This window comes from Vibrio sp., from assembly GCF_047973365.1.
In the GTDB taxonomy this organism is placed as follows: Bacteria; Pseudomonadota; Gammaproteobacteria; order Enterobacterales; family Vibrionaceae; genus Vibrio.
The window spans coordinates 14,284-34,900 of the sequence record NZ_JBKEBW010000057.1; the positions used below are offsets into that span (position 1 = coordinate 14,284).

Annotated in this window: 23 protein-coding genes and 1 other RNA gene; 9 read left to right on the plus strand and 15 right to left on the minus strand. The window is 44.5% G+C overall.

Annotated elements, in window-relative coordinates; translation table 11 throughout:
• Positions 1-13: 13 nt before the first annotated feature.
• The 9 genes from recO to rpoE all read right to left on the minus strand — a co-directional run bounded on the left by recO (position 14) and on the right by rpoE (position 8,111).
• Positions 14-745 carry a DNA repair protein RecO gene (gene recO / locus ACK5MF_RS08215; RefSeq protein WP_416921146.1) on the minus strand — a complete coding sequence of 244 codons (732 nt, stop codon included), beginning with the start codon at positions 743-745 and terminating at the stop codon, positions 14-16.
• Between the two features lie 78 nt (positions 746-823).
• Positions 824-1,801: a GTPase Era gene (gene era / locus ACK5MF_RS08220; RefSeq protein WP_416921148.1), complete on the minus strand. Its 978-nt coding sequence runs from the start codon at positions 1,799-1,801 to the stop codon at positions 824-826.
• On the minus strand, positions 1,794-2,471 hold the full coding sequence (gene rnc, locus ACK5MF_RS08225; RefSeq protein ID WP_416921150.1) for a ribonuclease III: 678 nt from the start codon (positions 2,469-2,471) through the stop codon (positions 1,794-1,796). Before rnc ends, era begins: the two co-directional genes overlap by 8 nt.
• 37 nt (positions 2,472-2,508) lie before the next feature.
• Positions 2,509-3,408 (minus strand): signal peptidase I, encoded by a 900-nt coding sequence (gene lepB, locus ACK5MF_RS08230; protein WP_416921152.1) that lies wholly within the window; start codon positions 3,406-3,408, stop codon positions 2,509-2,511.
• 95 nt (positions 3,409-3,503) lie between these two features.
• Positions 3,504-5,297 carry a translation elongation factor 4 gene (lepA, locus tag ACK5MF_RS08235; RefSeq protein ID WP_416921154.1) on the minus strand — a complete coding sequence of 598 codons (1,794 nt, stop codon included), beginning with the start codon at positions 5,295-5,297 and terminating at the stop codon, positions 3,504-3,506.
• Positions 5,298-5,411: 114 nt separating this feature from the next.
• Complete coding sequence (locus tag ACK5MF_RS08240; protein ID WP_416921156.1) at positions 5,412-5,882, minus strand: SoxR reducing system RseC family protein; 471 nt, start codon at positions 5,880-5,882, stop codon at positions 5,412-5,414.
• A complete protein-coding gene (gene rseB / locus ACK5MF_RS08245) occupies positions 5,882-6,844 on the minus strand; it encodes a sigma-E factor regulatory protein RseB (protein ID WP_416921158.1) in 963 nt (320 codons plus the stop codon). Before rseB ends, ACK5MF_RS08240 begins: the two co-directional genes overlap by 1 nt.
• Positions 6,841-7,491, minus strand: a complete 651-nt coding sequence (locus ACK5MF_RS08250; protein WP_416921160.1) for an RseA family anti-sigma factor — start codon at positions 7,489-7,491, stop codon at positions 6,841-6,843. Before ACK5MF_RS08250 ends, rseB begins: the two co-directional genes overlap by 4 nt.
• A 47-nt stretch (positions 7,492-7,538) precedes the next feature.
• A complete protein-coding gene (gene rpoE / locus ACK5MF_RS08255) occupies positions 7,539-8,111 on the minus strand; it encodes an RNA polymerase sigma factor RpoE (protein ID WP_102940929.1) in 573 nt (190 codons plus the stop codon).
• A 424-nt stretch (positions 8,112-8,535) separates the two neighbouring features.
• Between rpoE and nadB the strand changes: the two genes are divergently transcribed.
• Positions 8,536-10,149, plus strand: coding sequence for an L-aspartate oxidase (gene nadB, locus ACK5MF_RS08260; protein WP_416921162.1), 1,614 nt, complete (start codon positions 8,536-8,538; stop codon positions 10,147-10,149).
• A 214-nt stretch (positions 10,150-10,363) separates the two neighbouring features.
• Here the strand turns inward: nadB and ACK5MF_RS08265 are convergent, their stop codons facing one another.
• Positions 10,364-10,699, minus strand: a complete 336-nt coding sequence (locus ACK5MF_RS08265; protein WP_416921185.1) for a hypothetical protein — start codon at positions 10,697-10,699, stop codon at positions 10,364-10,366.
• Positions 10,700-10,751: 52 nt separating this feature from the next.
• The gene (locus tag ACK5MF_RS08270; protein ID WP_165310264.1) at positions 10,752-11,012 is read right to left on the minus strand and encodes a succinate dehydrogenase assembly factor 2; all 261 of its coding nucleotides are present in this window, start codon (positions 11,010-11,012) and stop codon (positions 10,752-10,754) included.
• Positions 11,013-11,214: 202 nt separating this feature from the next.
• Between ACK5MF_RS08270 and ygfZ the strand changes: the two genes are divergently transcribed.
• The 3 genes from ygfZ (at position 11,215) to ACK5MF_RS08285 (ending at position 13,463) form a co-directional block, all read left to right on the plus strand.
• Positions 11,215-12,186: a tRNA-modifying protein YgfZ gene (gene ygfZ, locus ACK5MF_RS08275; RefSeq protein ID WP_416921166.1), complete on the plus strand. Its 972-nt coding sequence runs from the start codon at positions 11,215-11,217 to the stop codon at positions 12,184-12,186.
• Entirely contained in the window at positions 12,176-12,658 is a 483-nt protein-coding gene (locus ACK5MF_RS08280) for an aminoacyl-tRNA deacylase (protein WP_416921168.1), read from the plus strand. The genes ygfZ and ACK5MF_RS08280 overlap by 11 nt, the downstream gene beginning before the upstream one ends.
• Positions 12,659-13,256: 598 nt before the next feature.
• Complete coding sequence (locus ACK5MF_RS08285) at positions 13,257-13,463, plus strand: DUF1107 domain-containing protein (protein WP_042484665.1); 207 nt, start codon at positions 13,257-13,259, stop codon at positions 13,461-13,463.
• An 87-nt stretch (positions 13,464-13,550) separates the two neighbouring features.
• Here the strand turns inward: ACK5MF_RS08285 and ACK5MF_RS08290 are convergent, their stop codons facing one another.
• Genes ACK5MF_RS08290 through ACK5MF_RS08300 form a run of 3 tightly spaced genes read right to left on the minus strand, consistent with a single transcriptional unit; the run spans position 13,551 to position 16,563 of the window.
• Complete coding sequence (locus ACK5MF_RS08290; RefSeq protein ID WP_416921170.1) at positions 13,551-14,780, minus strand: FAD-dependent 2-octaprenylphenol hydroxylase; 1,230 nt, start codon at positions 14,778-14,780, stop codon at positions 13,551-13,553.
• Positions 14,781-14,791: 11 nt separating this feature from the next.
• The gene (ubiH, locus tag ACK5MF_RS08295) at positions 14,792-15,976 is read right to left on the minus strand and encodes a 2-octaprenyl-6-methoxyphenyl hydroxylase (protein ID WP_416921172.1); all 1,185 of its coding nucleotides are present in this window, start codon (positions 15,974-15,976) and stop codon (positions 14,792-14,794) included.
• A gap of 11 nt (positions 15,977-15,987) precedes the next feature.
• Positions 15,988-16,563: a YecA family protein gene (locus tag ACK5MF_RS08300; RefSeq protein WP_416921174.1), complete on the minus strand. Its 576-nt coding sequence runs from the start codon at positions 16,561-16,563 to the stop codon at positions 15,988-15,990.
• A gap of 242 nt (positions 16,564-16,805) precedes the next feature.
• Between ACK5MF_RS08300 and ACK5MF_RS08305 the strand changes: the two genes are divergently transcribed.
• From ACK5MF_RS08305 to serA, 5 genes are all read left to right on the plus strand, one after another.
• Positions 16,806-17,114, plus strand: a complete 309-nt coding sequence (locus ACK5MF_RS08305; protein ID WP_416921176.1) for a cell division protein ZapA — start codon at positions 16,806-16,808, stop codon at positions 17,112-17,114.
• A 19-nt stretch (positions 17,115-17,133) separates the two neighbouring features.
• Positions 17,134-17,317, plus strand: a non-coding RNA gene (ssrS, locus tag ACK5MF_RS08310) — 6S RNA.
• A gap of 2 nt (positions 17,318-17,319) precedes the next feature.
• Positions 17,320-17,904, plus strand: a complete 585-nt coding sequence (locus ACK5MF_RS08315) for a 5-formyltetrahydrofolate cyclo-ligase (protein WP_416921177.1) — start codon at positions 17,320-17,322, stop codon at positions 17,902-17,904.
• Between the two features lie 172 nt (positions 17,905-18,076).
• Positions 18,077-18,733, plus strand: a complete 657-nt coding sequence (gene rpiA, locus ACK5MF_RS08320; RefSeq protein WP_416921179.1) for a ribose-5-phosphate isomerase RpiA — start codon at positions 18,077-18,079, stop codon at positions 18,731-18,733.
• A 218-nt stretch (positions 18,734-18,951) separates the two neighbouring features.
• Positions 18,952-20,181 carry a phosphoglycerate dehydrogenase gene (gene serA / locus ACK5MF_RS08325; RefSeq protein ID WP_416921181.1) on the plus strand — a complete coding sequence of 410 codons (1,230 nt, stop codon included), beginning with the start codon at positions 18,952-18,954 and terminating at the stop codon, positions 20,179-20,181.
• 237 nt (positions 20,182-20,418) lie between these two features.
• Here serA and ACK5MF_RS08330 read toward each other — a convergent pair.
• A partial coding sequence (locus ACK5MF_RS08330; protein ID WP_416921183.1) for an IS3 family transposase occupies positions 20,419-20,617 on the minus strand: 199 nt, incomplete at its 5' end.

Consider the following 20,617-nt stretch of genomic DNA (forward strand, 5'->3'; position numbering starts at 1 on the left):
CTACACTCCGTGTTCAAGAGAGGCTCTCTCTCGAATTTAATTTTGGGGGAGTCGCTTGCCTAAACAACTCTCTGCTTTTTAAAGGTTTGCCGCCAAGATACGGCTTTAAAGCGATGCGTGTAAAGCGTTTTGCCGCTTGGAGTTGTTCTTTTGTGCTAAAGCGGCGCTCACTGATCGCAATTAATTCGTTACCAAGGAAAGTAAGATTATCGCGCCTCACGGAGGCAATAAACCCCTTCTGCTCGCGATATCGATAAGTCATATTAGGATCAACCGGTTCGCCCGACCCTGCACAATGCAAGAAATCAACGCCGTAGCCCATCGCCGAAAGCAACGCCAGCTCAAAGCGACGTAACGCAGGTTCAGGATTTTCGCTTTGCGCAAGTTCTGTGAGCGCGGTGAGATAATCATGGAACAAGCCTGGCGCCGGAACTTCTGCCATCAATACTCGACCAATCAGCTCATTGACATACATAGCCGAATACAGGCATATGCCCGTTAATGGCAGTCCTAGGCTGATCGCCTCCGCCTGACGTAAGGTTTTCATTGAGCCATTGCCCGACCACTTCAACAGTAGTGGCGTGAATGCCTGCAATGCACCTTTGGTTGTTGAACGCTTACTTCTCGCCCCCTTTGCCATGATACTTAAACGGCCATATTCTTCGCTGAATACGTCCAGAATTAAGCTGGTCTCGCTGTATGGGCGGCGGTGTAATACAAAGCAACGCTGTAAACCGTCAGACATAGTGTGAATCCAAATACAGGAAAAAGAGACAAGGTCAGATAAAAATCTGGCCCCATTACATGGAGCCAGATTACAAGATTATAGGTCGTCGATATAGCCTAGTGAACGAAGTGCGCGTTCATCATCGGCCCAACCGGATTTCACTTTAACCCAAGTTTCCAGATAAACTTTGCGACCAAACAGCTCTTCCATATCTAAACGTGCTTCACGACCAATGGTTTTGATCTTTTCGCCGTTCTTACCAATCACCATTTTTTTCTGACCAATACGTTCAACCAGAATCAAGGCATTGATATGGAAACCGTCGGTTTCTGGGTTGTAGTCGAAACGCTCAATTTCCACCGTGACCGAGTAAGGCAACTCTTCACCAGTGAATCGCATCAGCTTTTCACGAATGATTTCTGACGCCATAAAGCGTTGCGAACGGTCTGTCACGTACTCTTCAGGGAAGTGATGAACCGCTTTCGGTAAGTGATCACGCACATGCTTACGCAATACATCCACATTTTTACCCAATTTCGCTGAAATAGGCACCACATCAACAAAGTTCATGCGTTCAGACAATGCCTGCATATGCAGCATCACTTCATTGCGATCTTTCACATTGTCGACTTTGTTAACACAAAGAATCACAGGGAAGTTCGCTTTCTGAAGTTTAGTCAGCACCATTTCATCGTCTTCGGTCCAATGCGTACCGTCAACAAGGAATAAAACTAAGTTCACATCACTCAAAGAGCTGTTTGCCGCACGGTTCATCAAACGGTTGATCGCACGTTTCTCTTCAATATGTAGCCCCGGTGTATCCACATAAATGGCCTGATAATCACCTTGTGTATCGACACCCATAATGCGGTGACGAGTGGTTTGCGGCTTACGTGAAGTAATCGAAATCTTCTGACCGAGGATGTTGTTCAATAGCGTAGATTTACCCACGTTCGGGCGACCTACGATAGCAATGAACCCACAGTGCTGGTTTTCTGGCAATGACGCTTCAATTTTGGCGTCGTCACCTTCTGATGCAAAGAATGCATCAATATCAAATTCTTTATCAGCCATTGCTTAATTGCTCTAGTGCCGTCTCAGCAGCCGCTTGTTCTGCCTTGCGGCGGCTGGTGCCTTTACCAATCACAGGCATTCCAATACCCGCTATATCACACGATACAGTGAATTCCTGATTGTGTGCTTCACCTTTAATATTAGTCACTGTGTAGACAGGTAGAGGCTTTCTTCTGCCTTGCAAAAATTCTTGCAGGCGAGTTTTGGGATCTTTCTGTGACACACCAGGCTTAATCGCATCGAGGCGAGTTTGATACCAGCTTAAAATAATGCTGCGAACAACTTCAGTACCACTATCCAGATAGATAGCGCCTATGATGGCTTCTACGGCATCAGCTAAGATTGAATCACGACGGAATCCACCGCTTTTCAACTCGCCTGGACCTAATTTTAAGTAATCTCCTAGTTCGAATTCACGACCTAGTTCAGCCAGCGTATGGCCACGAACCAACGTAGCTCGCATACGACTCATATCGCCCTCATTGATCTTAGGGAAGCGGTGATACAAATCATCAGCAATGACAAAACTTAAAATTGAATCGCCCAGAAATTCAAGACGTTCATTGTGTTTACCATTGGCACTGCGGTGAGTCAGTGCCAAATCAAGCAGCTCAGTATCTTTAAATTGATAGGTGAGCTTTGTTTCTAATCTATTAATTGGAGAAGTCATACTCTCTCGATGTGTTGCGGGGCTGATTCAATCAGCCCTAGTTAATGCCACCGATGCGGCCAAGGCGCACACCAGTTGGAATCCAAGCAGGAATTACACTGTCTGCATCTCGGTCAAACTCAAAGCTAACCCAGATAGCAACAGCTTTACCCACTAAGTTGGCTTCTGGAACAAAGCCCCAAAAACGGCTGTCAGCACTGTTGTCACGGTTATCACCCATCACAAAATAGTGCCCTTGTGGAACAACCCACTCATTGACACCACTGCGTGGTGCATAGCTACGTACATCATCAATACGCAATGGGTTGATCAAAATATTGTGCTTAACTTCGCCCAATTGCTCGTCCAGTTGCATCATTGGAATGCTGTTCTGAGTAAACTCACTTTCCTGCACATTAGAGAGCTTGATCGGGTTACAGGTTGTGTCGCCAGCGCTTTGTACACAGATCTGTTTGTCACGGCTGTAACGCACGATATCTCCCGGCATACCGACCACACGCTTAATATAGTCAATACTTGGGTTTTGCGGGTATTTGAACACCACAATATCACCGCGTTCAGGCTTGCCTGTTTCTACTAACTGTGTACGCCATACTGGATCTTTCAAGCCGTATGCATATTTTTCAACCAGAATGAAATCGCCCACCAGCAGTGTTGGCATCATAGAGCCTGAAGGAATTTGGAACGGTTCGAACACAAATGAACGCAGCACCAACACAAACGCGATCACTGGGAAAATAGAAACGGAGTTCTCAATCCACCACGGTTGCGGTGCGACTTTGGTCGTCAAACTGGTATCAATACTATCTGGTTCGGCTTTTAGCTGACGAGCCACATTTTCATGGCGCTTCTTCGCCCAAACCCATTTTTCTAGCGCCCACACAATTCCAGTCACTAAGGTAACAAGAACTAAGATGAGTGAGAATGTATTAGCCATTGACTTCCCTTATCTAAAAAATACGAAAGTGAAAGAGCCAGGACTCTTTCACTTGCGAGTTTACATGTAACAAATCGGCAGATAAGACAAAACGATTAGTCTTTACCTACGTGAAGAATGGCAAGGAACGCTTCTTGTGGAAGCTCAACGTTACCGATTTGCTTCATACGTTTCTTACCTTCTTTCTGTTTCTTCAACAGTTTCTTCTTACGACTCACGTCACCACCGTAACACTTAGCTATGACGTTCTTACGTAGCTGTTTCACCGTTGAACGAGCAATGATGTGGTTACCGATGGCAGCCTGAATGGCAATATCAAACATTTGGCGAGGAATAAACTCTTTCATCTTCTCCACCAGTTGACGACCACGAGTCTGTGCGTTTTCATGGTGAGTAATGATTGCCAAAGCATCCACTTTATCACCGTTCAACAGAACGTCTACACGAACCATTTTGGACGCTTCAAAACGTTGGAAACCGTAATCCAGAGACGCATAGCCACGAGACGTTGATTTCAAACGGTCAAAGAAGTCCAGTACCACTTCAGCCATTGGAATATCGTAAGTTAAAGCGACTTGGTTACCGTGGTAAACCATGTCTACTTGCATACCGCGCTTTTCAATACACAAGGTAATCACGTTACCCAGATAGTCAGACGGAACTAAGATATTACAACGCGCAATTGGCTCTCGAATTTCTTCGATGTCATTGACTGCGGGAAGCTTAGCCGGACTATCAACGTACATCACTTGCTTGTTGGTCATTTCCACTTCATACACTACCGTTGGTGCGGTGGTGATTAAGTCGAGATCATATTCACGCTCTAAACGTTCTTGGATGATCTCCATGTGTAGCATACCTAAGAAGCCACAACGGAAACCAAAACCTAATGCTGCTGATGTTTCTGGTTCATAGAACAGCGAAGCATCGTTGAGGCTTAACTTACCAAGCGCATCACGGAAGTTATCGTAATCATCGGATGATACTGGGAACAGACCCGCGTAAACCTGAGGTTTTACTTTCTTAAAACCCGGTAGCGGTTTTTCACTGCCGTTTTTCGCCCAAGTCAGCGTATCACCAACAGGTGCGCCCAGGATGTCTTTAATACCACAAACCACCCAGCCCACTTCGCCAGTGTTCAGTTCCGTGGTATCTTCTTGCTTAGGCGTAAAAATACCTAAACGGTCAACGTTCCAAACCTGCCCGGTGCTCATGACTTTGATTTTTTCGTTTTTCTTCAAACTACCGTGTTTGATACGAACCAGCGACACAACGCCTAAGTAGTTATCAAACCATGAGTCAATAATCAGAGCCTGCAGTGGCGCATCTGGATCACCAACTGGCGCTGGAATTTTTGCCACGATCTCTTCAAGAACAAGATCAACACCAAGACCTGTTTTCGCAGAACAGCGAACAGCATCCACAGCATCAATACCTACGATGTCTTCAATCTCTTCTGCCACTCGCTCAGGCTCTGCTGCTGGTAGGTCAATCTTGTTCAAGATTGGCACAACTTCCAGATCCATCTCGATAGCGGTGTAACAGTTAGCCAGTGTTTGCGCTTCTACGCCTTGACCAGCATCAACCACAAGTAATGCACCTTCACACGCAGCTAGAGAGCGAGATACTTCGTATGAGAAGTCAACGTGTCCAGGGGTGTCGATGAAGTTAAGTTGATAGGTTTCGCCATCTTGTGCTTTGTAATCGAGTGTCACACTCTGTGCTTTGATGGTGATACCACGCTCACGTTCAAGTTCCATTGAGTCAAGAACTTGTTCTGCCATTTCACGATCACTCAATCCACCACATACTTGGATTAAACGGTCAGATAAAGTCGATTTACCATGGTCAATGTGGGCGATAATCGAAAAGTTACGAATGTGCTTCATAGGTTTGGGATGACTAAACTCTTTGCAAATTAGGACATATGAAGGGCTATTTAAGCTGCCCTTTCATTCAAGTTGGGCGATTCTACCCAATTTCCTTCGGGATCGCATCATAATTTAGGCAATGGGCTCTCCGAGCACTCGAAGCAAAACCACTTCTTGCTCTGTACGCTTTTCCAACGAGGCTGAGCAAATTTTAGCAAGCTTGATACCCAAACCAATAAAGATAAGTGAGGTCAAAATGACAAGCCCTTCGCCCATATTCAACATCGGGGCCAACCAACTGTCAGCCAGCCAAGCACCGAAGATCATCATGAAAAGAGGAACGAGATACACTAATGCGGCTGATTGCAGCAAACTTTTTTCTGGGAAACCGATCTCAACCACCTGACCTTGCAATACGTTCTTATCCGTATCTAACTGCCAGCGTAACGACTTGCCACCGATTGCTTTAGACACTATGCCAGTACCACAGCTTTTCGCCGACGAGCAACTGCTGCAACTGGTTTTCTGTTCGCAACTGAGCTCAAGATGAAAACCTTGTTCTTTCGTTTGTACAGCCGTCACAGTGGCAAGTGCTGTCATCATTATGGTTTAGCCTTAGTACTATCAAACACAACCGATTGAGCGATGCGCTTAGCGGTTTCTGGTGGGATATCCCCAACCACAGAAACTTCGCGCTCACCTTTAATAAACGTTTGTAAAGTACGGCGACCTTGTCTCACTAACTGACCTTGCAGCGAATGTTCATCGCTGGAAGAAACATAGACAGAGAAACTGAACAACCCATCCGAGAACATCTGGTTTTCGACCAATCGTTCCGTATTCATCATTCGGTAACGATTTAAGTTCACGGATTTAAATCCTTCAGGTTTCCAACCGACTGACCAGAACGTTTCGCTTACTTTACTTTTCGGTAAGGATAACACTTCAGGCAATTGAACATCATCAAAACCTGCCATGAGTTCCGCTATTTTTTCACTCACCGAATAAGAAATAGAGCGATATTGCTCTAAGATTTCTCCATAGCGATCGACCAGATCCGCGCGCAATGGAAGATGCGTTTTTTCATCGACCCAAAGCATGTAGGAGTATCTCAAACCGTCTTTAGGAACAATACGCACCACTTGGCAAGGCGTGCCCGCTTCACGGGCTCGTCCCATTTTGACGAAATCGTAAAACTGACTGAGTTCAGCGACATTACTGTTGAGCATTGGGATCGTTGGCGCAACCATACTGCCGGATTCAATGGTAAAAGGTTCCACTCCGGGCTCAATGTAACTCACTTCATCGCCGCGCTGAAAAACTTCGCGCATAGGTCCGCTCAGATACACAAGATGAGCGTACTCTTTTTGCTCGTGGCGAGCATGGCGATACAACAAAGGTTCAATACTGTTTTTCTTAATCAGGATATAAGAGAGTTCATAATTGAGATGTTGACTAGCCTCGTTCATTTGATGCAACAAAGCCTCTGCTGATTCTTCCTCAGCAAAGGCTAAAGTAGAGCTCAAACTGAACAGCGCCAACACACTGATCAGAAATTTTTTCATTCAATTACCGGTTCAATTGAGTCTTGGTGTTGCCCTAGACCCTCACTGTTTAATCTCAGTTGAAGTTCATAATCTTGCAGCATAGCGTTAACGCGACGACGCTGCTCCTGAACATTTGATTCTGCATTAGGTCTCACTGACTCACGAGTCAGACTTACCGGCTCTACACTGCCAGATAAAGGAACCGTTTGCAGCACAGGAAAAGGTTGATTTGCAGTCGAAGAACCACTTGCACCATATTGTTGAACACCGATGATGGCAATCAAAGAGACGCAAGCAGCAACGGCAACTTGACCAAACGGCGATAGCCATTTTGGCAGTTGTCGACGCGCTTTATGCGGAGCTGGCTGTTCTTCACTAATGCTGATGTCTTCACTACTGCTGATGCGATCTGCGCGCATATTGTCTAATTCGGTAACATTGGCGCTGTAAGGGGTGTGCGCAGGTTCATTTTCCAACGCGAATGCCACACTTTCAGCGATATTCCATTCCGGTCTCTCGGGTGCATCGCCACGCATTACATCACCTATCAGGTGGTAATTCTTCCACGTTTCGATACTTTCACGATCGTTTGCCAATTCTTGAATCAGCAACTTGTCGACCATCTCTCCATCCATGAGAGCTGAAAGTTGTTGTTTGTCAGCCATTATTTTCACCATTATTTCCAATTACTGGGTTCTTACTGGTTCCAACGCTACAAAAGAGATTTGATTCTCTTTTCTACCGCCTCACGAGCACGGAATATTCGAGAACGTACCGTACCAACAGGGCAATCCATAATCTCTGCAATGTCTTCATAGCTTAAGCCTTCCAGCTCACGCAAAGTCATTGCTGTTTTTAAATCCTCAGGCAACGCGTCTATCGCACTAAACACTGCCTGTTTCAGTTCTTTCGACAGCGTAATGTTCTCAGGGTTCGATATTTCTTTTAACGCATTGTTTGTTTCGTAAAATTCAGCTTCTTCAGCATCAACATCGGTGGCTGGCGGTCTACGCCCTTGCGCTACGATGTGATTTTTTGCGGTATTGACAGCAATACGATATAGCCAAGTGTAAAACGCACTTTCACCTCTAAATGTTGGGATAGCACGATAAGCCTTGATAAAAGCTTCTTGTGCGACATCAGCAACATCTCCCGAATTGCTCACGTACCTGGAAATAAGGTTGCAGACTTTATTTTGATATTTTAAAACCAAAAGATTAAATGCTTGCTTATCTCCATTCTGAACTCGCTCAATCAATACTTGATCGGTTAGCTGCTCGTTCATTCGAGCGGTTACTCCTATTGTTATCTCCCTTACCTTCTCAGATATGGGCTTTAATTATCCAGAATGTAGTATTGACACCACTGTTTACATGAGCACTATTGTGACTCAGTAAAAAAGATAAAGTTCAATTATGTGTTAATTTATTTGCCACATAGAATGCACAATGTGATGTAATCGAGGTTTGTTCCCCGAAATGATTTTGCGGATACAAACCTATAAAGACAATAGCTTTTAAAAACTATTATTTTTTATACACATTATAAATAAGGGACTCACAGAGCACGGTTTCCTAATTGCTTGATTCATTTTATAGTTTAGTCATTGGTATGACGCTCTTTTTCAATCAGGCTCATCAAATCGGCAAGTGACACATTTCAATATAGAGTAGTTCGATTCTACTATGGTTCGGGAATTTAAAAGTTTTATGAACGAAAACCGAGAACATCAGTGTGATGTATTAGTGGTAGGGAGCGGTGCCGCAGGCTTGTCGTTAGCTTTGCGTATCGCAAAGCATTGCAAAGTTATCGTCCTAAGCAAAGGACCGCGCAGTGAAGGTGCAACGTTCTACGCTCAAGGTGGCATAGCTGCTGTATTTGATGAATCTGACAGTATTGATTCTCATGTTGAAGACACGCTGATTGCTGGCGGTGGAATTTGCGAAGAAAAAACCGTTCGCTTTATCGCAGAGCATGCTAAAGAGTGTGTGCAGTGGCTGATTGATGGCGGTGTACCTTTCGATAAAGAAGAAGACAGTGAAGATGGCGACGATAGCCCTCGTTACCACCTAACACGCGAAGGCGGCCATAGCCACCGTCGCATTCTTCATGCCGCTGACGCAACCGGCATGGCGATGCAGACCTCACTACAAGACAACGCTCATAACCATCCGAACATTGCTATATTTGAACGTTACAACGCATTAGATCTCATTACCGAAGACAAAGTCGGCGGTGATGAAAATAAAGTGATTGGTGCCTATGTCTGGAACCGTAATGAAGAGCACGTTGAAAGCATTCGAGCTAAATACGTGGTTCTCGCTACAGGCGGTTCTTCTAAAGTCTATCAATACACTTCTAACCCAGATGTTTCATCCGGCGACGGTATTGCGATCGCCTGGCGTGCTGGCTGTCGTGTTGCTAACTTAGAATTCAACCAATTCCATCCAACCTGTTTGTACCATCCAGAAGCGCGAAACTTCCTGCTAACGGAAGCGTTGCGAGGTGAAGGTGCTTACCTTCGTCGCCCAGATGGTTCTCGTTTTATGCTCGATTTCGACGAGCGTGCAGAACTGGCACCTCGTGATGTGGTGGCTCGCGCTATCGACTTTGAGATGAAGCGATTAGGGGCAGATTGTATGTATCTCGATATCAGCCACAAACCAGCAGATTTCATCGAGAAACACTTCCCGACCATCTATCGTCGTTTGATGGATTTGGGTATTGATATCACCAAAGAGCCGATCCCTATCGTTCCTGCCGCGCACTATACCTGCGGTGGCGTAATGGTGAACCAACAGGGGCAAACTGATCTTAAACACCTTTATGCGATTGGTGAAGTCAGTTACACCGGTCTGCATGGTGCAAACCGTATGGCTTCTAATTCACTATTAGAATGTGTGGTTTATGCCTGGTCTGCAGCTAAAGATATCCTGAAAAATATTAAAGGGATTGAAATGCCACCGTCCGTTCCCGTTTGGGATGAAAGCCAAGTAACCAGCTCAGATGAAGAAGTGGTCATCCAGCATAACTGGCACGAACTGCGTCTGTTTATGTGGGATTACATGGGTATTGTGCGTACAGACAAACGCCTAGAGCGAGCTCTGCGCCGCATTCAGTTGCTCCAGCAAGAAACACAGGAGTACTACAGTAACTTCCGCGTTTCCAACAACTTACTTGAACTGCGTAACCTGCTGCAAGTCGCTGAACTGATGGTGCGCTGTGCAATGCAACGCAAAGAAAGCCGTGGCTTGCATTACACGCTAGACTACCCAGAGCAACTGGAAAACAGTGGTCCTACTATTCTTTTACCAAAAGAGTAATACCGTTCTAGGTAAAAATGTGATCAGATTGAGCATCGGTGGAACAGCGAATGGGCATCGAACACAAACACACATAAACCCTTCCATGGGGCTCCGCTGAGCCATCCTTGGCTCAGAGGGTTTGCTTATCAATGCCCATTCACTGATCAGAAAATTTTCCAGACTGGTATAAAAGACCTTTTGTCGAAATATTTTCGAGAGAACAAAACAGGAGCTAACGTTCCTGTTTTCGTTTTAGTCTTACCAATAACTGACGATATGTCACCTCGTCACAGCTATCACGCCACAATAGCCAATACTTCCCCTTAGTGTGAAACGACAGAAACAGGTAAGAATGCAGTAAACCGACAGATGTGAAGCTTTGTGAATGGTTGTTTCTCTTTATTGAGTAATTGTTTGTCTTTAGTGAGTGATCAAAACCAAACTCCACTTCACCATGTAAAGCATCCGGCAATAAAGAAGTTAATGGGCGTGACACGATAACAAGTAACAAATAAGCAGCAGCGACAATGGGAATGGGTGAGGAAATTACTGCCCCTATCAGCACCATAAAAAGAATGGTCGCAAATGCCAGGGCAGTATGGGAATGACGAAGTTCTAGCTTAACGAACTTTGCTGAGGTTATGAGCGACAATTTGGTCTACGATGGCGGCATGCCCTAAGTTTTCAGAGCGACCATGTCCCATAATCCAGGTAAACAAATCAGGGTCATCACATTCCAGCAAAGAGACAAAATCCTTCTGCTCAGATTCGGTTAAGGACTCAAAACACTCTTCAAAAAATGGCATAATGACAACGTCCAGTTCCAACATGCCACGACGACATGCCCATTTAATTCGAGCTTTTTCTTCAGCGCTATACATTTACCTTTCTCTCTTTCTTGTTATATGAGCGATAAGTTATTCAGGCTAACAAACCATTACTTTGTTTAAGTCTACCAACAGACGGCTAAGTCTACCAACAGACGGACAAATCAACTAGGGTATCAATCACAGTCCCAATCAAGCTGACAAAAAAACTTATCCGGATTACCATAGTTCAATATCGTTGACTATGGTGAGTATCATGGATTGGAAAAACACTTTTTCGCCTCTAAACGTTAATGCCGATGCTGTTTTACCTGAGCTTATGCTCACGCATCTGGCATCTTGGGGCGCTATTCAAATTGTGGGTACAGACGCTAAATCTTACTTACAAGGACAAGTTACCTGTAACGTGGTTTCTCTGGAAGCCGAGCAAATGGCTTTTGGCGCGCATTGCGACGCAAAAGGAAAAGTCTGGTCTGTCTTTCGTATTTTTCACCACAAGGGTGGCTATGCGATGTTCCAACCGCTTTCAGCTATCGACGTAGAACTGCGCGAACTCAAGAAATATGCCGTTTTCTCTAAAGCAGAGATAACTCACAGCGGCAACATTGCTCTGGGTTTAATAGGTGTACAAGCTCAAGCGTGGATTGATTCTCATAGCGAAACTCGCGGAGATGTTCGCTCTATCGAAGGCGGAAGTGCAGTAAAAATTGATGCGCTACGCTGGTTACTATTGATTGATAGCCAGCAAGCAGAAAAGATCATCAATAATATTGAAGCTACTAAAGTGAGTGAATCACTCTGGACACGATTTGAAATAGAGCAAGCTTACCCTGTGATCACACAAGCTGAGCAAAATGAGCACATACCTCAAGCGCTCAACCTTCAAGCACTAAATGGCATCAGCTTTAACAAAGGTTGTTATACAGGCCAAGAAACTGTGGCGCGAGCCAAGTACCGTGGCATTAACAAGCGTGCAATGTACATTGTTAAAGGCAACATAGAATCGCCTTTGAGCAGCGACATCGTTCAGTTGGAACGTTCTGTTGGTGACAACTGGCGTTCAGCCGGTCAGCTAATGGCCCATTACACTTTCCCTGATAACACGGCGATAGGTTTAGTTGTGCTGCCAAACAATTTAGAACAGGACACTGAACTTAGATTGACATCCCAAGCCAATACCCGTTGGACAATCGAAGCACTGCCTTATTCATTAAGTGATGACCAATAAAGTTCGCGAGACCAAACTCACTCGATACTTAGATGAGCAGCAAGTCGTTTTTCACTTGCTGCATCATCAGACGCCCGCAACAACCATTGAAGAAGCGGCAAATCAGCGGGGTATTTGTCCAAGTCAAATGGTGAAGTGCATCCTGCTTCGAGATATGGGTGGACAACTGGCTTTAGCTTGCGCTCCCGGCGATAAAAGTATCGATCCGAAAAAAGTTCGCTCACTGCTCCAGTGGCGACGCATGACATGCGTAAATATGAAAGATGTCGAATTAATAACCGGGTACCAAATCGGCACCGTAACGCCTCTGTTGCTTAAAACGCCAATGCCGGTCATTTTTGACCATCAAATTTTACAACATCCTGTTGTCACCATAAGTAGCGGCTCTTCAATGGCAGGTATCGCCCTGCAAACTCAAGACCTAATTAAGCTCACCCAACCAACCTTTGCACACATTCAGCGCGAAGAATGATCAAAATTGATGCAACACACCACAAATAATGGTGATACTCATCACACAAACAAAAACCATCAACTGAATTTTTACTCATTTAAGATCAATAAATAGTCATTCATTGAATTTTAAAGTAATCTCCCACCGTTGGTTAAAGTCCATTCAGAAATGAGATTCAGGCTCTTCATAAACGAAGATTTTGGCCCTTCACCAACAAAAAAGTGAATCCACTGATTGTTTCAGGACATCCACTTTTTGTGTAATGCATCTGTGACTTTTGCCCGCGTTGTCTTTGCGGGCACTTTTTACAGAAAGCTGGCATATATTTAGCATACTTACTAAGTAAAATATTGAATATGGGAATGTAAAGAGGATTTTTCTTAAAAGTGTCATATTCATCTGGCTTAATAAGCGAGTCAGAAAACCACGAGTTTCATTATTGATTGCCATTTGAGGCTCTGGTCACACTTATTAGGATATTTATCCAAGATTTTGCATAGAACCACACATTAATGTAAATACGTCAGCAGAAACTGCATAAAGCACTATTAAAGTCACACTTACTTTATGCATGTTTTACTATACTAAAGGTGCTGAACAAAGTAAGGATCGAAGTATGAGACTGTTTAAGCGCTATATGCCTGGAATGATTGCTAAACATGTTAGTCGTCTTTTCAAAGGAAGAATTTATATCTACGGAATTGGAACATTCGAATTTGATAACGGTAAGTTGATTTTACCAGAGCGTGCAGAGCACCGACATTTCCAAACCGTCAAAGAAGTGAATCTAGAAATTAAAAAATTACGTTGCGCGTACGCTTAAGTTGAATGAGTTTCTGATCAAATTTAAATAAGGGTTGGCAATCGCCAACCCTTTAACGTTTTTGCGGCCTTTCACTCACAAAGAGTTTTAAATCATCGGTTGCGCGTTATTTACTTTGGCCAAATCAGGCAAATTACCTTTCAAGCCTAAAGCACGCTTCATGATTTCATCTTTAGCGCCAGGCAATTGCCCTGCGAGACGCATACCAATACCGCGAATCAATTTTTTTGCCGGGTTATTACCTTCGAATAAATCTTTAAATCCTTGCATAGCGGCAATCATTTTTGCCGCCTCTGCTTTACGCCAACGCTCATAACTACGTAGATTGCGCTTACTGCCAATATCTTCCCCTTGCTTCCACAGCTCAATCACTTCTTGAGCTAGACTGGCGGCATCGAGGAAACCCAGATTCACACCTTGACCTGCCAGCGGATGAATGGTGTGCGCAGCATCGCCAACTAACGCCACGCGTTCAGCGACAAAATCTCGTGCATAACGCATCTTGAGCGGGAAAGCACTGCGTTCGCTGACAACTTTACACAACCCAAGTCGTGAATCGAATTCTACCGTCAATGTTTTATTAAACTCGCTATCACTCATAGCCACTAACTGTTCAGCACGATTTGGATCCGTCGACCAAACAATAGAGCTCATATGTGGATCGCCAAGAGGCAGAAAAGCCAGTGGGCCGAGTGGTGTAAATATCTGGCGAGCTACTTGTTGATGGGGTTTATGAGTATGAACATTTGCCACCACGGCACTGTGTCCATAGTCCCAATGTGTCAGAGGGATATCTTGCTGTTTACGGACCCAGGAATTTGCGCCATCAGCACCAACAACGAGCTTAGCGGTCAGCGTCTGACCATTGTTAAGTGTCAGCCATGCTTCACTTTCACCAATCGCCAGGTTTTCACAACTGGCAGGCATAAAGAGCGAAACATTGTCTTGCAGTTTCACTTGGTCTAGCAATGCCAGTTGAATGACTCGGTTTTCAACGATATGCCCCAAATTAGGCTGAGTAAGACTGTTTGCATCAAATTCGATGCGTGCAAAACTGTCTTGTTCCCACACTTCCATCGCTTGATATGGTGCAGCTCGTCGCATGGTAATGCCTTGCCACGCCCCTAAGTTTCTTAACATCACTTCACTTGAACGGCTTAAAGCAGACACACGAGTATCAGGCTGTTCACCTAATCCTTCATGAGGAAGATGACCTTCTATCACGGCAATTCTTAAATCGGTATGCTTGAACGCAGCCGCCAAGGCAAGGCCGACCATTCCACCACCGACAATTGCAATATCCACACTTCGCATCATATTCGAGTACCCTATCGATTAACCACACCTAAGGTGCGGCGTAGCAGCGGCGTTTTTAGCAGAGGAAGGTTGTCCATCGCTGCTAATCCTAAATTTCTTCCCATACGCAAAGCTAACCAGTCATTGGAAAACAGATGAACCAGACTGGAAGTTAACGCAATCGTTGCCGTTCTATCGTTGTCACGTCTGCGTTTAAATTGTGTCAGAACTCGGTAACTTCCCGCATCTGCAGATTGAATAATCTCTTCCGCTAAACTGGCAACATCACGAATACCTAAGTTGAAACCTTGTCCTGCAATCGGATGAAGTGCCTGAGCCGCATTACCAACAATGGCAAAACGGTGCGAAATATTTTGCTCACGATATCTCAAAACCAACGGATAGGCACTTCTTGCTCCGGTTCTTTCTAATTGACCTAAACGCCAACCAAACTCAAATTGTAATTGATGGAGAAAAACATCGTCGTCATAAGCCATTACCGTTTGTGCTTTATCTGGTGGCAAACACCAGACCAAAGACATGCGATTGCTACTCATCGGTAATAACGCAATGGGACCATGAGAGGTAAATCGCTCAAATGCTCGTCCTTGATGCTTTTCGGCGGCAACAACATTGGCAATCACAGCAACTTGTTCAAAATCGTGCTGTTGCAGCGCCAAACCGACTTGTTCACAACAAGTTGACAAGGCTCCATCTGCCGCTACTAGTAGCTTAGCTTCTATTTGCTCATCGTTGGATAAAACCACGGTGACTTTATTGGCATCGCGTTCTACATTTTGAATACTGTGTGGACAGAACAGTGTAATACTGGCTGTGTTTGCCATTTTCTCTGCGTAAATTCGTCCGACATCAGCCAGCTCAACCACATAACCTAATGCATCAACCGCGACCTCTTGCTTGGTGATGTCAGTCATCCCTGCATGGTAGCGATCCGAAACATGAATGTGATTGATTGGCGTGGCAACAGATTGAAGAGCACTCCAGAGCCCAAAACGTTGCAGAATTTGAATCGTTCCGTAATTCAGCGCTATCGAACGCGCATCAAAGCCAGGATGCTGCTGATGATCCGCTTGATAAGGTTCGACTACCGCAACAGAGAGACACCCTTCACTAAGCTGATGCAATGCCAGAGCCAATGTCGCTCCAGCCATAGCCCCACCAGCAATAATCACATCAAACGATTTTACTTGGCTCACAATCCTTGCCCTTAGTGAATAGTCGGCGCTCTATCTTGCTCAGGCTTAATACCCAACTCCGCATGCAAAAGCAGAACACAGGCTTTAACATGTTCCAGTACCTGTTCTAAAAGCTGAGCTTGCTCTTCCAAGTCATCATCTTCATCAATGCCTAATTTGGTGATTTCTTCGAGATCTTCCAGCGCTTCTTTAGCATCTGAAGAGGTTTTATTAATTGCTGCGCCCACTAAACCCAGGCCTGAGATAAAATGATTTACCCAGTCAGCCACACCATCAGCAAAATCAAACAGTGCTTCGGCACCATCACCGATTGGAAGAATCAGGTTCAGTTCCATACTGGTATCTGTGAGCTCAGCATTAGTTGCCGCAAGTAATTGTTTCGCCAATTCAAGCGTTTTAACCGGCCACCCCATACCATCATTGGTGTAATCAAAAATAAGCGGCTGCCAACTGTCATCTTTCAAACTTAAACCACCAGCCAACATACCGGTTAACAAACCATGCAGCTCTGCTGGATTTACGCCTAACGATGCTGATTTCAGCTCGCCAGATAACATGTCATAAGTTGGAAAAGTAATATCGCTCATAAAGGGCTCATATTCAGGGAAAATAAGCTTAATCCTACCACTTCAACATCCATGCGAAAACGCTCAAGTTACCAATTGTGGCTAGCTTTTACGCAAATTGCCTAAGAACTGAGTTTTCGTTGATCATTTTTAACAGATAATCGGGAAAAGCTTGAATCTTGAGAGCGCTTTACCTATAGTTTCCCCCACAATGGTCACTTGAGAAGTATCATCTTTGGCGATATGAATAGAGTTCATTTATCATGAGTAATCAAGCGGTTGACGTTGAAATTTTAGGTAAAGTGACACGGGTAAATTGCCCAGCGGGTCAGGAAGACTCACTGATAAATGCAGCCCTAGATCTTGACCAACGATTAAAAGAAATGGCTGACCGTACGAAAGTGACCAATGAATTAAAGCTGTTAACTATCGCGGCACTGAACATTTGTTATGAATTGCACACATATAAGCAGCAAAACAATGGTCAGCAGCAAGAAATCAGTGAACGCATGGAAAAGCTCACCGTTTCTCTAGAAGAAGCTCTCAATAAGGTAACACAGGAACGAAACTAAACGTTCACCATCTAAAGTATTTACCCTGGGGTGTTTGTCAGTGGATTTAAGTCCCCGAGCCGATAAGCAATACCCAAGGATTAGTACTTAGTAGCTATTGAGCAAGCTTGGCTCGTACCGAGAAGCCTACGGCTACCATTGCTAGTCCGCCTTGAACTCGCTGGTTCAAGGGCCACAATCTACAACGGCACTCTGGGGTTCCCTAATGTTGTATTCACGACAAGAACTAAGAAAATTCATTCGCGACAAACGTAACCAACTTGCCAGTGATGTTCAGTTTCAGGCGAGCCAAGATCTCATCCAGCGTTTTTCTACCCTTGCCGAACTACAGACTAGCCAACGCATTGCACTTTATCTCTCAACCGATGGCGAACTGGATACGCAACCGTTAATCGAATGGCTGTGGGCGCAAGGTAAAAGCATTTACTTACCGGTATTACACCCTTTCTCTGCCGGGCATTTACTGTTTCTGCACTATCAATCAGACACAGCGATGACCTACAACAAGTTTGGCATTCTTGAACCTAAGCTCAATCAGACGCTTATCTGTCCGGTCAAAGATCTCGATCTTATTTGCACGCCGTTAGTGGCTTTTGATTCTTATGGGCATCGATTAGGTATGGGCGGTGGCTATTACGACCGTACCTTAGAGCCTTGGTTTAACACAGGCAAAGGTGCGTCACCCATTGGCTTGGCTCATGATTGCCAACATGTAGACCAACTACCTACAGAAGAGTGGGATGTACCGTTGCCGAAAATTGTCACGCCTAGCCAAATTTGGCAGTGGTAAGCCGCTCATTTTCAGCTTACAAGTTCAAACATCGCTGAAGTCGCGTTAACTTCAATTATTCGGCAACCGAAGTACATCTCTCAATCTTTTGCGTATATAATCCCGCGCACGCTAACGTTTAAATAAAACATTAGAAATCAAGTTTTGGCAAAAATCGTCTCAGGAGATGGGCATGACTCAAGATGAAATGAAAAAAGCTGCCGGTTGGGCTGCTCTTAAATACGTAGAAAAAGGCAGCATTGTCGGCGTTGGTACGGGTTCCACCGTGAATCACTTCATTGATGCTTTGGGTTCAATCAAAGATGATATTAAAGGCGCCGTATCAAGCTCTATCGCTTCAACTGAGAAGCTTAAAGGTTTAGGCATTGAAGTTTTCGATTGTAACGATGTCATGAGCCTAGATATCTATGTTGATGGCGCTGATGAGATCAACCCACAACGCGAGATGATCAAAGGTGGCGGCGCAGCACTGACTCGTGAGAAAATTGTTGCCGCTATTGCTGAGAAATTTATTTGTATTGTTGATGGCACCAAAGCCGTTGACGTACTAGGCTCATTCCCACTTCCCGTTGAAGTGATCCCAATGGCTCGTTCATACGTTGCTCGCGAACTGGTTAAGCTTGGTGGTGATCCGGTTTACCGCCAAGGTGTGGTGACGGACAATGGTAACGTGATTCTTGACGTTCACGGTTTAAAAATTACTCAGGCAAAAGACCTAGAAGCAAAAATTAACGGTATTGCAGGCGTTGTGACAAACGGCCTGTTTGCTATCAGTGGCGCAGACGTAGTCATCACAGGCACTTCTGAAGGCGCAAAAATCGCAGAATAACTCTGGAAAATATACATTTTTCGTTATTTGATTACAAACGGCACCAGAGGTGCCGTTTTTGTTGCTTTTCTACTAAGAAAATTATGCCTTATTCCGTAATTTTCTTACCCAACCACAAAAAAATTTGATAACTTAATGCTCAGAACAAACGCGACGAAAACGTTTGCTTTTTAAATTTAGACTAAAAATTGTGTAGTTCCATTTTAAGGACGAGAATAATGGCCAAAGTTTCACTGGAAAAAGAAAAAATTAAGATATTACTTCTTGAAGGGCTTCACCCATCATCGGTAGAAGTTCTGCAAGCTGCTGGCTACACCAACATCGAATACCACAAAGGCTCACTAGAAGGAGATGAACTGATTGAAGCGATCAAAGACGTTCATTTCATTGGTATTCGTTCCCGTACTAACCTGACAGAAAAAGTAATTAACGCAGCAGATAAACTGGTAGCCATTGGCTGTTTCTGTATCGGCACAAACCAAGTAGATCTTAATGCAGCCGCAGTTCGCGGTGTTCCAGTGTTTAATGCACCATTTTCAAACACACGCAGTGTTGCAGAACTTGTTCTGGGTGAAATCCTACTTCTACTGCGTGGCATTCCTGAAAAAAATGCACTTGCTCATCGTGGTATTTGGAAGAAGAGTGCTGACCATTCATACGAAGCTCGTGGCAAAGCACTTGGTATCATCGGCTACGGCCACATTGGTACTCAACTGGGCATTATTGCCGAGAACTTAGGTATGCGTGTTTACTTCTACGATATCGAAAACAAGCTATCACTAGGTAACGCCACTCAAGTTCACACCATGAGCGAACTACTGAATAAGTGTGATGTTATTTCTCTGCATGTTCCAGAAACACCAGAAACGAAGAATATGATGGGTAAAGCTGAATTTGATCGCATGAAGCCGGGTTCAATTTTCATTAACGCAGCTCGTGGCACTGTGGTTGATATCCCTGCACTGTGTGAGGCGATGGAGTCTGGTCACTTAGCGGGTGCTGCAATTGACGTATTCCCAACAGAGCCAGGTTCAAACAAAGAAGCCTTTGAATCTCCGCTAATGAAGTTTGATAACGTGATCCTAACTCCGCACGTCGGTGGTTCAACGCAAGAAGCGCAAGAGAACATCGGTATTGAAGTGGCAGGTAAACTTGCGAAATACTCAGATAACGGTTCTACGCTTTCAAGTGTTAACTTCCCTGAAGTTTCATTGCCTGAGCATCGTCAATGCTCTCGTCTATTGCATATTCACCAAAACCGCCCAGGTATTTTGACTCAAATTAACACCATTTTTGCGTCAGATGGCATCAACATCGCCGCTCAGTATCTACAAACTACCGCAAACATTGGTTATGTAGTTATTGATGTGGAAGCCGGACGTTCACTAGAAGCCCTAGACAAATTGAAAGGCATCGAAGGTACTATTCGCGCACGTATCCTTCACTAATCCTTCAGTGACGAAAACTGACCACCAGCTAACGTTGGTGGTTAAGCCTCTGAAAATATAAAACCAGCCAATAGGCTAATGTCTGTCAGTTAAGCTCAAAAAGACAGAGTTTTCGTTCCCACGGTCCCCCGTGGGAATGCATACCAAAGGCAAAATCGGCAGTTAATCTGACTTTCTGTGAGTCAAATATGCATTCCCACGCAGAGTGAAGTGACCCCATAAAGTTGGACATTTCTGTTAAGCGGCTTGCAAGGCCTGATTTCGATATTCTATCGGAGTCAGGCCTTTAAATTTCACCTTAATCCGTTTTGTATTGTAATACTCTATATATTCTTCGATATTTGCAATCAGTTCATCAGCATCAGTGAAGCTTTGACCGTGATACATCTCTGTTTTGAGTAAAGCGAAGAAGTTTTCAGCCACTGCATTATCTAAA